Origin of the sequence: Janthinobacterium sp. AD80, assembly GCF_002878455.1 — a bacterium.
GTDB lineage: Bacteria > Pseudomonadota > Gammaproteobacteria > Burkholderiales > Burkholderiaceae_D > Janthinobacterium.
This window is the reverse complement of the sequence record NZ_NRDQ01000047.1, coordinates 1-12,688: the sequence shown is the minus strand read 5'-3', so window position 1 is coordinate 12,688 and position 12,688 is coordinate 1. Positions and strand designations below refer to the sequence as shown.

The 12,688-nt window shown below is 64.6% G+C and carries 9 protein-coding genes and 1 pseudogene; 4 read left to right on the top strand and 6 right to left on the bottom strand.

What is annotated here, in order from left to right:
* Window positions 1-246, top strand: a 246-nt coding sequence (locus JaAD80_RS11550; protein ID WP_308410586.1) for an exodeoxyribonuclease VII large subunit, incomplete at its 5' end; no start/stop codon positions are given.
* A 115-nt stretch (window positions 247-361) separates the two neighbouring features.
* Here the strand turns inward: JaAD80_RS11550 and JaAD80_RS11545 are convergent.
* From JaAD80_RS11545 to JaAD80_RS11520, 6 genes are all read right to left on the bottom strand, one after another.
* A complete protein-coding gene (locus JaAD80_RS11545; protein ID WP_102294305.1) occupies window positions 362-2,824 on the bottom strand; it encodes a TonB-dependent receptor in 2,463 nt (820 codons plus the stop codon).
* Between the two features lie 106 nt (window positions 2,825-2,930).
* Entirely contained in the window at window positions 2,931-3,971 is a 1,041-nt protein-coding gene (locus tag JaAD80_RS11540; RefSeq protein WP_102294304.1) for an ABC transporter ATP-binding protein, read from the bottom strand.
* Window position 3,972: 1 nt separating this feature from the next.
* A complete protein-coding gene (locus JaAD80_RS11535) occupies window positions 3,973-5,337 on the bottom strand; it encodes a GH1 family beta-glucosidase (protein ID WP_102294303.1) in 1,365 nt (454 codons plus the stop codon).
* A gap of 41 nt (window positions 5,338-5,378) precedes the next feature.
* Window positions 5,379-6,197 (bottom strand): carbohydrate ABC transporter permease, encoded by an 819-nt coding sequence (locus tag JaAD80_RS11530; RefSeq protein WP_102294302.1) that lies wholly within the window; start codon window positions 6,195-6,197, stop codon window positions 5,379-5,381.
* Window positions 6,194-7,192 carry a carbohydrate ABC transporter permease gene (locus tag JaAD80_RS11525; RefSeq protein ID WP_258002938.1) on the bottom strand — a complete coding sequence of 333 codons (999 nt, stop codon included), beginning with the start codon at window positions 7,190-7,192 and terminating at the stop codon, window positions 6,194-6,196. The genes JaAD80_RS11530 and JaAD80_RS11525 overlap by 4 nt, the downstream gene beginning before the upstream one ends.
* Before the next feature lie 7 nt (window positions 7,193-7,199).
* The gene (locus tag JaAD80_RS11520) at window positions 7,200-8,531 is read right to left on the bottom strand and encodes an extracellular solute-binding protein (RefSeq protein ID WP_219726811.1); all 1,332 of its coding nucleotides are present in this window, start codon (window positions 8,529-8,531) and stop codon (window positions 7,200-7,202) included.
* Window positions 8,532-9,180: 649 nt separating this feature from the next.
* Here JaAD80_RS11520 and JaAD80_RS11515 point away from each other — a divergent pair.
* From JaAD80_RS11515 to JaAD80_RS11505, 3 genes and pseudogenes are all read left to right on the top strand, one after another.
* A complete protein-coding gene (locus JaAD80_RS11515; RefSeq protein ID WP_102294300.1) occupies window positions 9,181-10,200 on the top strand; it encodes a LacI family DNA-binding transcriptional regulator in 1,020 nt (339 codons plus the stop codon).
* Window positions 10,201-10,385: 185 nt separating this feature from the next.
* Window positions 10,386-10,964, top strand: coding sequence for a superoxide dismutase (locus tag JaAD80_RS11510; protein WP_070224622.1), 579 nt, complete (start codon window positions 10,386-10,388; stop codon window positions 10,962-10,964).
* 248 nt (window positions 10,965-11,212) lie between these two features.
* Window positions 11,213-12,688, top strand: a pseudogene (locus JaAD80_RS11505) (histidine kinase); the annotation flags it as partial.

Sequence of the window (12,688 nt, the reverse complement as noted above, 5' to 3'; positions counted from 1 at the left end):
CGCGCCGGCGCGGCCATGGCGCAGCTGCTGACGCAGCGGCGCCACCGCCTCGACGGCCTGGCGGCGCAGCTGGAACTGTTGAATCCCCAGCGCACCCTGGAGCGCGGCTACGCGATCCTGCGCGACGAGAAAGGGGCCATCGTGCGCTCGCCGGCGCAGCTGCAGGCGCGCCAGAACGTCAACGTGCGCCTGGCCGAAGGCAGCGCGCAGGTCGGCATCGCCAGCGTGCAGGCGAGCCTGGAATAAGCGCTGGAACAAGCACTGGAACAAGCGGAATAAAAAAGGCCGGGGAAAGCTCCCCGGCCCAACACCTGCCCTACTGAGTGGACTGCAACTGCGACTGCTCTTTCCCCCTACGCCATCAGAACTTCATCGACACGCGCGCGCCAAAGGTGCGCGGCGCGTTGTAGAAGGCGCCGTAGATCTGCTGCGTCGGCTGGCATGGCATGCCCACGTCCGTGCACAGTTCCAGCACGTCGAGCTTCACGGCCTTGTCGGTGGCGTTCTGCACGAACGCCTCCACCGTGTACGCCTTGTTCGCCGGCTGGAAGCGCAGGCTCAAGTCCAGGGTGGTGTAGGCTTCCTGGCGCTTGACGCCGGCATGGCCCGGCACGTCGCCGTTGAACGCGCCCGCGCCGACGTACGACATGGTTTCGTAGTGCACGGAGGCGCGCGGCGTCAGCTGCCCGCCGCCGACCGCGAAGTCATGCTCGTACTGCACGGTCGTGGAAAACTTCGGCGCATGCTTCATGGTGCTGCCGCCCACGTTCACCAGCGGCGCCGTCGAGCCGCAAGCCTGGCCATTCGCGCGCGCCGCATCCACGTCGCACGACAGGAAATCGTCGTACACGGCTTTCAACCAGGTGGCGTTGCCGGTCAGCCGGTCCGATTTGGTCGGACGCCAGACCCATTCCGCTTCCAGTCCCTTGACGGTGGCGCCGGCCGCGTTGAAGTTGGCCAGCACGCTGTTGACCACCTGCGATTCGAGCTTGTCCTTGTACTTCATCAGGAAGGCGTCGAGGTTCAGGGTCAGTTCGCGGTTCAGCAAGTCCGACTTGAAACCGATTTCATAGCTGGTCAGCTTTTCCGGCTTGGTGGTGGCGCCGCCGTCACCCATGGCGGGCGAGTGGAAACCCGTCGTCACGGAGCCAAACAGCAAAATGTCCGGGCGCAGCTTGTACTCGATGCGGCCCAGCCAGGTGGCCTGGCCATATTTCAGGTCCGCCGTGTTGTCGCCCGGCGTGTTGCCGCAGGTGGCCGCCGTGATGGCGCCGCCCGGTCCGATATTGTGCGTATTGGCCAGGCCCGTGCCCGGCATGACCAGCTGCGCCATCTGCTCTGGCGTGAGCACGGTGGTGCCCAGCGGCGTGTTGGCGGGCCAGTTCGGGCATGCCCAGTTCTGGCCGCCGATATCGAATTTATGGTCTTTCGTGTAGCGCGCGCCGGCCGTCAGCTTGATCTGATCGGTGACTTGCTGGCTGACCTGGCCGAACACGGCTTTCGATTTCAGCTGGCGGTCGCCCTGGATGAAGGACATCGACGACGCATACTGGCCCACGGTTGGCTGCACGAAGATCACGGCGCCGTTGGCGATATCCTGCTGCACGGCCGCCTGCGAAATCTGGCTGCGGTCGATATCGAAGCGCACCTTGTTCTTTTCATTGAAGAGGAACAGGCCGGCCACCCACTGGAATGGCGCATCGTCGTCCGAGCGCGCCTGCAGCTCGTGCGAATAGCTGTCGAACTGCGCCCAGTCCGTGCGGTTTTCCGACTTGAAGCCGGGGAACAGGCCGGCGTCCGCGTCGTTGCTGTTCTGGCGCTTGTAGCGGCTCCAGCTGCCCAGGTAAGTGAAGTCAAGCGCATCCGTCGGCTTGTAATTGAGCTTGCCCTTGTAGGTCAGGATGGACTGGTCCAGGGTGCCTGGCGTGTCGATCAGGGCCGAGCGCAGCTTCGTTCCCGGTGCCGGTTCGGCCGCCAGGAAGACATTGCCGGCGCCCTGGTCGAGGAAGTAGTCGGCGATGAAGGTGCCGCGCAGCTGCGGCGTGAATTTCCACAGCAGCGAGGCGCGCACGCCCATCTGGTCGCCGGCGCCATACTTGGCCGTGCCGGGCATGACGTTCGAGCCGCGGCGGAAGTCCACCGTGCCATCGTGGCTATCCTTGATGGCGGCGATGCGCAGCGCCACATCGTCGGAGAACGGGATGTTGAGCATGCCCTGCGTCTGCAGGTGGCGGTAGTCGCCCACCGTGATGCCGGCCGAACCCATGAACTTCGACGTGTTCGGCGCGGCCGACACCAGGTTGACGGCGCCGGCCGTCGAATTGCGGCCATTTAAGGTGCCCTGCGGTCCGCGCGCCACCTCGACGTGGGACAGGTCGTACATCAGCGCCGTGGCGCCCTGCGGACGCGGCGAATACACGCCGTCGACATAAAAGGCGACGGCCGGGTCGCCCAGCTCCGTGTGGTTGGCCGAACCGACGCCGCGCATGTAGACGTGCACGCCGCCCGAGTCGCCATGCTGTTCGACGACCAGGCTGGGCACCATGGTGGCCAGCGAGGCCAGGTCCTTGACCTGGTTGTTTTGCAGCGTGTCCTGGTTGAAGGCGGTGACGGCCAGCGGCGTCTCCTGCACGAAGGTATTGCGGCGCGTGGCCGTGACGACGATGCGGTCCATTTGCTCGGCCGCCGGCTGCGCCGTATTGGCGGCCGCCGTGGCCTTGTCGGCATCTTGCGCCAGGGCGGCGCCGCTGCCCAGCAGGATGAATTGGGCGAACGTCGCATGCGCCAGGCTGAATGCAATGGTGTTTCTCTTGAACGGCTTCATTGTTATTGTCTCCTCTACCACTGGTTGAATGATGATCACATAGCTCTATGGCTACTGCTGCACATTTTTTGGGTGTCAAGCTCGGTTCATGGGGCCTCCGTGCGGGTCAATGGGTGGCCACGGCGCGCCCGCCCGTGTCGAACAAAAAGGCATGGCCTTCTTCCGGCGCGAAGCCGATGCTGCTGCCCTGCGCCAGCGCATGGCGCGCTTCGCCATGCAGCTTGATGGCCACCGCATGCGCGCTGCCATCGAGCGTGGCATGGATGATCTGCGCGTCGCCCAGCTGCTCGATCAGGCTGACGGTGGCGGCGTACCCCTCCCCGCGCGGCACCAGGCGCAGGTGTTCGGGACGGATGCCAACCAGCATGCCCGCCTCGCCACCGAGCTGGCTGGCCAGCGCCGGCACGGCTGCGCACGGCAAAAAATTCATGCGCAGGGCGCCGATGAAGCCGGCCACGAACTGGCTGGCAGGATGGCGGTACAGGTCCAGGGGCGCGCCCACCTGCTCCAGGTGGCCGCCGTGAAAGACGGCGACCCTGTCACCGAGCGTCATGGCCTCGACCTGGTCGTGCGTGACGTAGATCATCGTCGTGCCCAGTTCCTGGTGCAGCTTGGCCAGCTCGATGCGCGTCTGCACGCGCAGCGAGGCGTCGAGGTTGGACAAGGGTTCATCGAACAAAAACACCTTGGGCTGGCGCACGATGGAGCGGCCGATCGCCACGCGCTGGCGCTCGCCGCCCGACAGGGCCTTGGGCTTGCGTTCGAGCAGGTGCGTGATCTGCAAGATCTCGGCCACCTTGCCGACGGCGGCGCGCACCTCGGCTTCCCCCTTGCCGGCCAATTTGAGGGCAAAACCCATGTTCTCGCGCGCCGTCATGTGCGGGTACAGCGCATAGCTCTGGAAGACCATGGCGATGCCCCGCTCGGCCGGCGCCACGTCGTTGGCCAGCAGGTCGCCGATGCGCAGCTGGCCCGCGCTGATGTCTTCCAGGCCCGCGATCATGCGCAGCAGGGTCGACTTTCCGCAGCCTGACGGTCCGACAAAGACCATGAACTCGCCATCATGAATATCGAGGTCCAGGCCCTTGACGATTTCCGGGCCGTCGCCGTAAGTCTTGCGGATGCCGCGCAGGGAGATGGCGGCCATGTCAGTGCTCCCCTGCCAACACCGGCGCATCCGCATGCGCGGCCCGCTGCGCGGCAATGAAATCGCGGTACCACAGCGCGCTGTCCTTGAAGCTGCGCTGCTGCGTGGCGTAGTCGACGTACAGCATGCCGAAGCGCTTGGCGTAGCCGGAGTTCCACTCGAAGTTGTCCATCAGGCTCCAGTAGAAATAGCCGCGCACGTCGATGCCCTGGGCGATCACGGCGCGCAAGGCGTCCAGGTGCAGCTGCACGTACTCGATGCGCGGCGCGTCGTGGATCCTGCCGTCGACGGGCTTGTCGGCCACGGCCATGCCGTTTTCCGTGATGTAGACGGGCGGCAGCCGGTATTCGCGGTGCAGGCCCACCAGCAGTTCCGTCAAGCCCTGCGGATAGGTTTCCCAGCCCATGTCGTTGACGCCGAGCTTGCATTCGGGCTTGCGCGGCGGCGTCTCGGCGCTCATGAAAGCGCGCGTGTAGTAGTTCACGCCGAGGAAATCGATGGGCTGCCTGATATCTGTGAAATCGTTTTCAAATATGCATAAAGCGGAAGCGTCGATGTGTTTCAGGGCCAGCGCCGGGTAGCGGCCTTTGAAGATGGCGTCCATATACCACTGCACCGAGCGCGCATATTCGAGTTCGGCCAGCGCCTTGTCCTGGGCGCTGTCGGTGGCCGGCGTGGCCGTCCACTGATTGAGCACGATACCCAGCTTCGCCGGTGCGTTCACCGTGCGCATGGCTTGCATGGCCAGGCCGTGCGACAGCAGCAGGTGGTGCGACACCTGCACGGCGGCGGCAGGGTCGGCCATGCCGGGCGCGAACTGGCCCGTGCCGTGGCCCAGCACGGCCGTGCACCACGGTTCATTGTGCGTGGCGATGCTGGCGACACGCTGGCCGAAGCGGCGTGCCACCTCGGCAGCGTAGGCGGCGAAGTGATAGCAGGTGGCGCGGTTGAGCCAGCCGCCCTCGTCCTGCAAGGCTTGCGGCAAATCCCAGTGGTACAGGGTCAGGTGCGCGTCGAGGCCCCTGGCGGCCAGGGCGTCGAGCAGGCGCGCATAGAAATCGAAGCCCGCCTCGTTCCAGGCGCCGGAACCCGTGGGCTGCACGCGCGACCAGGACATGGAAAAGCGGTAGGCATTCACGCCCAGGCTGGCGATCAGTTCCACGTCCTCGGCATAGCGGTGGTAATGGTCGCAGGCCACGTCGCCATTGCTGCCATCGATGATCTTGCCTTCCGTGTGGCTGAAGGTATCCCAGATGGATGGGCCGCGGCCATCGATGGCGGCCGCGCCCTCGATCTGGTAGGCGCTGGTGGCCACGCCCCAGGTGAAGGTGGCGGGAAAGTTGTTGTCGGTATCGTCGTTATGCATGGTGGTGGTATCAGTGTGAGGGGTTGAAATAAATGCGTGCATCAGCCTTTGACGGCGCCCTGGGTCAAGCCTTCAATTAAGCGCTTGGAGGCGACAAAAAACATCAGCAGGAGCGGCAGAACGGCGATGGCGGCGCCCGTCATCAGCGCGCCCCACTCCGTGTTGTTCGGCGCCTGCATGCTGCGCAGTGCCAGCGGGATCGTGTAGTTCTCGACCGAGCGCATGACGACCAGCGGCGTAATGAAATTGTTCCACGAGTTGATGAAGGTGATCAGTCCCAGGGTACCCATGGCGGGACCGATCAGCGGCAGCACGACTCGCCAGTAGATGGCGAATTCGCCGCAGCCGTCGATGCGCGCCGCCTCGATCAGGTCCTTCGGAATGGCCGTGCCGATGTACTGGCGCATCAGGAAGATGCCCAGCGCGCCGGCCGCTCCCGGCACGTACAGGGCGCGTGGCTGGTCCAGCCATCCGAGAAAATCCATCAGCATGAACGTCGGAATCATGTTCATGAAGGACGGGATGATCATCGACGCCATCACCAGGGTAAACAAGGGCCGCTTGAAGCGGAACTCGTACATGGCGAAGGCATAGCCGCCCAGCGAGCAAAAGAACAGGGTCAGCGCCGTCGTCATCAGGGCCACGTACAGGCTGATGCCGATATTGCGCCAGAACGGCAGGCGCTCCTGCAGCAGTGCCAGGTTGTTCAGCAGGGCCGTGCCGAACCAGCGCGGCGGCGGCATGCTGTAGATCTCGGCGCTCGTGTGCGTGGCGAAGACGAACATGAAGTAGAACGGCGCGACCATGATCAGGGCGCCGATGGCCACCATGGCGTAGGCCGTCCAGCGGGTCGTGTTCATTTGGCCTCCTTGCGTTCTGTGCGTTCGTTGCGGCTGAAGATGCGGTTGTTCACCCAGGTGGTGCTGGCGATGATGAGGAACAGCAGCCAGGAAATGGCCGACGCCGTGCCGAAGTCGCCCGAGGAAAACGCCGTCTTGTAGACGAAGATGGCCGTCGTCATCACGGACTGGCTCACGCCGCTCGATTCGGCCACCAGCACGAACGGCTCCTCGAACAGCTGCAGGTTGCCCATGATGGTGAGGGTCACGGCCAGGTAGATCATCGGGCGCAGCTGCGGCAGGGTGATGTACCAGAACTGCTGGCGCGTCGACGCGCCGTCGATGGTGGCCGCCTCGTACAAATCCTTCGGTATCACCTGCAGCGCGGACAGGTACAGCACCAGGTTCCAGCCAAGATAGCGCCAGAAAATCACGAAGGCGACGGCCGGCTTGATGAACAGCGAGCTGCCCAGCCAGTCGATCGATTCCGCCGGAAACAGGCCGCCGACGAGCGGCAGGCTGGCGCACCACTCGATCAGCACATTGATCTGCCCGTAGTCGCGCGAGAACAGGGTATTGAAGACCATGGCGATGGCCACGCTGGAGGTGATGAACGGCAAAAAGTAAATGCCGATCACCAGGTTGCGCGAGCGCTTGAAGCTGTTGTGAATAAAGGCCGCCAGCGGAATGGCCACCAGGTGCTGCGGCACGCCCGAGGCCAGCGCCAGCCACACGGTATTGCCCAGCGAACGCAGGAACCACGGGTCGCTCAGCGCGTACTTGTAGTTGTCCAGGCCCACCCACTGCATGGCTTCCACGCCGCTGGCCGCTTCCCACTGGTTGAACGACAGATAGATGGAAAACAGCAGCGGAAACAGGCTGAAGACGGCGAACAGGATGAAGAAGGGACTGATGAATATATACGGCGCCCACTTCTTCATGTTGAAGCGCTTCCTGGCCGGCCGCATTGCAGCGGCGGCGGACGCGCCCTCGGTACAAGGCATGGAGGTAGTCATGCTGCTCCTAGCGCCGCGCGCGGTGGGTGATCAGGGCCTTGGCGTCGGCCAGCGCCGTCTTGATATCCTTGTTTTGCGCCAGCACGCTTTCCAGTTCCATGTTGACGATATCGCGCGCCACGGCGTCGAACTTGTCAACGCGGATGACGGGGATTTTCGCCGCCGTGTCGCGTGCCAGCGCGCGCGTCTTCTGGCCGCCGAAATACGCTTGCGGCTCGTCCATCATCGGGTCGGCATACGCCGCCTTGAGGGCCGGGAAGGCGCCGATCTCTTTCAAGGAATGCAGCTGGATATCCTTGTTGACGGTCATGAACTTGATGAATTCCCACGCCTGCGCCTTGTTGGCGGCTTTCTTCGGGATGCCATAAAAGGAGCCGCCGTAGGACGCCAGCGCGCCGGCCGGCAAATTCGCCGCGCGCCACTGGCCGGCAGACGCCGGCGCCAGCCACTTGGCCAGGTGGCCGCTGAGCCATGAACCCATCATCTGGCTGGCCACCTTGTCGCGTTTGAAGCCTTCGGCCCACTCGCCCGTCCAGGCCACGGTGCGCGCATCGATGCCGGCCACCCGCGCCGCCTTGGCCAGCTCGAAAGCCTTGACGAAGCGGGGCGAGTCGACCAGCACCTGGCCCTTGTCGCCAAAATAAATGCCTTCGCCGTCTTTCAGATTGGCGCGGATATAGATATCGGCCAGGTCGCTGGCGCCGGCCAGCAGATAGGTGCCGGTGGCGGCCTTGAGCTTCTTGCCGGCGGCGATATACGACTCCCACGATTGCGTCAGGTCGGCCTCCTTGATGCCCGCCTTGTCCATCAGGTCCTTGCGGTAGAACAGGGTGCCCGGCCCCAGGTCGGCCGGCATGGCGCCCAGGGTGCCGCGCGAGCTGGTGGCCTGCACGAAGGTGAAGGGCACGAACTGGGCGCGATACTGCCCTGCCCCGTACGGCGCCTGCAGCAAGTCGTCCATGCCCTTCGATTCGGCGAAGCTGCCGACATAGCGGAAGTCGATGGCCATCACGTCAGGCAGGCGCGCGCCGGCCGCCAGCGCCGTCGTCATCGAATTATGGTGGTCGTCGATCTGCAGGCTGACCAGCTTGACCTTCACCTGCGGATACAGCTTTTCCCACAGCGGCAAGGCCGTTTTCACGGCGCGGTCCAGGTCGGGAAACGAGGCCACGGTGATGGTGGCGGGGGCCAGCACGGGCAGGGCCGCGGCAGGCGCAACGGAGGCAGGGGTGGCGGCGCTGGCCATGCCGCTGGCAAGGCAGGTGGCCACAGCGGCCAGGCTTAGCGCGGACAGCAGGGACGCGGCAGGCAAGGCTGCGCCAGGGGGGCTTGACTTCATTGATTCATCTCCGATTATTAGCGTCTTCTATCTTGAAAACGTTTTCACAACATGTGTTCATTTAACACCGCATCGAAAATGAAGTCAATCAGAAATGTTGTCATTTTTATGGATGCAGTCACGACAAGGCGCGCGCCACGGCGCGCGCTCTCCTATGAAAATCCCCGCAAATCGGCCAGTTGACGCGCTGTTGTTTTTCGTGAAAACGTTTTCAGACGCAGAACGTAGGTCGGCTTAGCGCGCCAGCGCGCAAGCCGACACGCTGTTGACGGCGCAGGCAGGATTCCCAGGTATCGTAGGCTGTGCTGTGTCGGCTTACGCCCTGCGGGCTAAGCCGACCTACGCAAGCTGTTGTTTTTCGTGAAAGCGTTTCAGACGCAGTACGTAGATCGGCTTAGCGCGCCAGCGCATAAGCCGATACGGTGTTGGCGGCGCAGGCAGGATTCCCAGGCATCGCTGGCCGCGCTGTGTCGGCTTACGCCCTGCGGGCTAAGCCGACCTACGCCAACCTACGCCGACCAGCTCCCACCTGCGCCAACCTGTGCCAACCTGCGCCCACCTGCGGCGCCGGGCCCCATTTATGGTAATCTTTCACTGAAAAGGTTTTCAGAGCACTGGAAACTTGCCATCTTGATACACGGAAATCACCTTGACCGATAGCGCCCACGCCGCCCCTCCCTCCACCCTGCTTGACGTCGCCCGCCAGGCCGGCGTGTCGCCCAGCACCGTTTCACGCATCCTGAATGGCACGGCCAAGGTGTCGGACGACAAGCGCGACGCCGTGCTGGCGGCGATCACGCAAATGAAGTTCGCGCCCAACCAGATGGCGCAGGGCCTGAAAAAGGGCCGCTCGATGACCATCGGCATCGTGGTGCAGGATATTTCCAGCCCCTTCTTCGACGAAAGCCTGCGCGGCGTGGACGATGGCTTGAAGGATACGGGCTACGCCTCCGTCATCGTCAGCGGCCACTGGAATGCGCAGGAAGAGGCGGACCGCATCCGCCTGTTGCTGGCGAGGAAAGTCGACGGCATCATCCTGCTGTCGGGGCGCATCTCGGACGAAAGCGTGCTCGACTTTTCGCAGCAGCGGCCCATCGTCTCGACGGGCCGCCTGCTGGCGACGAAAAGCGCCATCGGCTTCAAGCTCGACAACGAATACGGCGCCTACCTGGCCGTGCGCCACCTGGTGGAACTGGGGCACCGGCGCATCGCCTTTGTTTCCGGTCCCGCCAACAACACGGATGCGGCCGAACGCCTGACGGGCTACCAGCGGGCGCTGCGCGAAGCGGACATCGCCATCGATCCGAAGCTGATGGTGGAAGGTGATTTCCATGAAGCAAGCGGGATGCTGGCCATGAACCATTTGTTTGATACGCATCAGCAGTTCAGCGCCGTCTTCGCCGCCAACGACCTGTCCGCCTATGGCGTGCGTCTGTGCCTGTACCGCAAGGGCATCCGCGTGCCCGACGATATCTCGCTGGTGGGCTTCGATGACTTGCCCGGCTCGTCCTACACGACGCCGCCGCTGACCACCATCCACCAGCCCCTGTACGACATCGGCCGCATCGCCACGCAAGCGCTGCTGGGACTGATCAATGGCGAAGCCGTGCAGGCGGCGATCCCGCCGCTGGAGCTGATCGTGCGCGAGACCACGCGGCGTTTCCGCTAGGGCTGGCGCTGAACGAGAATCACTACGCGCAACAGCGCGGAACACGCGTGGCGGAATCTGCAGCAATGGCGCATCCGCTTTACAATAGTGGCTCGTTCAGCAAGAATGCTTGGTTCAAGCACGCATGGCTCAACCTCCGGCCGCAGGCTGGAAGACTCCGAACACTCACCACAAAGGGACATCACATGGAACATACTCTGCCACCACTGCCGTATGAAATGGACGCTCTGGCGCCGCATATTTCGAAAGAAACCCTGGAATACCACTATGCCAAGCATCACCAGGCGTATGTGACCAACTTGAACAACCTGATCAAGGGTACCGAGTTCGAGAACCTGTCGCTGGAAGAAATCATCAAGAAATCGTCGGGCGGCATCTTCAACAACGCGGCGCAAGTATGGAACCACACCTTCTACTGGAACGGCATGAAGCCGGCCGGCGGCGGCGCACCTACCGGTGCCGTGGCTGACGCGATCAACGCGAAATGGTCGTCGTTCGACAAGTTCAAGGAAGAATTCACCAAGTCGTGCGTGGGCAACTTCGGTTCGGGCTGGACCTGGCTGGTGCAAAAAGCCGACGGTTCCGTCGACATCGTCAACACCTCGAACGCCGGCTGCCCGCTGACCACCGGCGACAAGCCGCTGCTGACCTGCGACGTGTGGGAACACGCCTACTACATCGACTACCGCAACCTGCGCGCCAAGTACGTGGAAACGTTCTGGGGCCTGGTCAACTGGGACTTCGTTGCCAAGAACTTCGCGTAAGCGCGTTCCTGTCAACGTGAAACGGACGCTCGCGCGGCACGCGCCGCGCTGACGTCCCGCAAGAAGAAGCCCGCGCTCGCCTGCGCGGGCTTTTTTTTGTCCGCGAAAGACCGCCCCCCTGCGCTACAATCAGCACTTCTCCACCTCGCCCCTCCCCGATGTCCGCTCGCCCGCTGCGTCACCTGCCCGCCCTCCTCCTGGCGGCGCTCCACCTGCATGCGTCCGCAGCCACAGTCACAGCCGCGCCCGTGGCGCCGCTGCTGTCCGATTACACGCACAGCGCCTGGGGCGCCCTGCAAGGCGCGCCCGTCGATGTACTGAAATTTGCCCAGGGCCGCGACGGCTGGCTGTGGATCGCCACGGCCACCGGCTTGTACCGCTACGACGGCGTGCGCTTCGAGCGCACGGACACGGTCTACGGCCATCGGCTGCCATCGAGCAATGTGCTGGGACTGGCCACGCCGCCGGACGGCGCCGTCTGGGTCGGCTACCGCCTGGGCGGCGTCAGCGTCTTCCGCCCCGGCGGCGCGCGCACTTATACGCCGGCCGATGGCCTGCCCACGGGCGCCGTGTTCCACATCGAGGCGGCACCGGACGGCGCCATCTGGGTCGGCACGCGCGATGGCGCGGCCCGCCTGGCGCCCGGCGCGGACCGCTTCGTGGCGCAGGCCGCCGATGTGGGACTGCCCGACAAGCGCGTGTACCAGATCCTGTTCGGCCGCGATGGCACGCAGTGGATGGGCACCATGCATGGCGTATTTTTCCGCAGGCCGGGAGAAACGCGCTTTTCCCATGCCTGGCCGCGCACCATGCTCACCAGCATGGATGAAGCGCCCGATGGCGCCATCTGGGCCGTCGACACGCAAAGCAATTACTATCGCGTGCGCACCAGCGCGCCGCGCGTCGATGCGCCCATCCGGCCCGACGCCAGAGGCAACAGCATCCGCTTCGACCGCGCCGGCACCATGTGGCTGATGCAGGCCGATGGCATTGAGCGCAAGTTCGACCCGTCCGGCCCCAGCCTGCCGGCCCAGCGCCTGACGCGCCAGAACGGCATCAGCGGCCCGCTGCCGCAAACGTCGTTCCAGGACCGCGAGGGCAATCTGTGGTTCGGTACCTCGACTGGCCTGGACCGGCTGCGGCCGAACCGCCTGAAGACCCTGGCCGTTGCCGCGCCCTTCGACCATCCAGGCATGCTGCCGGGCCCCGATGGCGACGTGTGGATCGGCGACTACGTCAGCGACGTGCGCAGCTTTACCGCCGGCGGGGTCAAAAAAGTGGTCTTGAAAGGCGCGCTGGCGGCCAGCCACTGGGCGCCGGACGGCACCCTGTGGCTGGGCAACGAGCAGGAGCTGCACCACCGCGCGCGCAACGGCACCATGACGCGCGTGGTGCCGCCCGTGCTGGGACTCGATCCGCAGGCGCTGCAGCAGGAACGCTCTGGCGCCCTGTGGGCCTCGTTCTCGGGCGGTGGCCTGTTCCGCCTGGACGGCGGCAGCTGGACGCGTGATGGCGGCCTGGCCGGCTTGCCCGACGCGCTGACCACGTCGATGGCCATCGATGGCCAGGGCACCGTGTGGCTGGGCCACGCCAACAACCGCGTCAGCCTGGTGGCCGACGGCCAGCGCAGCGGCGCCGTGCGGCAGCTGGGCGCGGCCGACGGCTTGCAGCTGGGCACGGTATTGCAGCTGTACCGCGACGCGGACCTGATGTGGGCCGGCGGC

Bases quoted from the DNA above. Each gene is read 5' to 3' on its own strand.
- JaAD80_RS11535 (WP_102294303.1), bottom strand. From the start codon at position 5,337: ATGCATAACGACGATACCGACAACAACTTTCCCGCCACCTTCACCTGG.
- JaAD80_RS11540 (WP_102294304.1), bottom strand. From the start codon at position 3,971: ATGGCCGCCATCTCCCTGCGCGGCATCCGCAAGACTTACGGCGACGGC.
- JaAD80_RS11520 (WP_219726811.1), bottom strand. From the start codon at position 8,531: ATGAAGTCAAGCCCCCCTGGCGCAGCCTTGCCTGCCGCGTCCCTGCTG.
- JaAD80_RS11510 (WP_070224622.1), top strand. From the start codon at position 10,386: ATGGAACATACTCTGCCACCACTGCCGTATGAAATGGACGCTCTGGCG.
- JaAD80_RS11545 (WP_102294305.1), bottom strand. From the start codon at position 2,824: ATGAAGCCGTTCAAGAGAAACACCATTGCATTCAGCCTGGCGCATGCG.
- JaAD80_RS11530 (WP_102294302.1), bottom strand. From the start codon at position 6,197: ATGAACACGACCCGCTGGACGGCCTACGCCATGGTGGCCATCGGCGCC.
- JaAD80_RS11525 (WP_258002938.1), bottom strand. From the start codon at position 7,192: ATGACTACCTCCATGCCTTGTACCGAGGGCGCGTCCGCCGCCGCTGCA.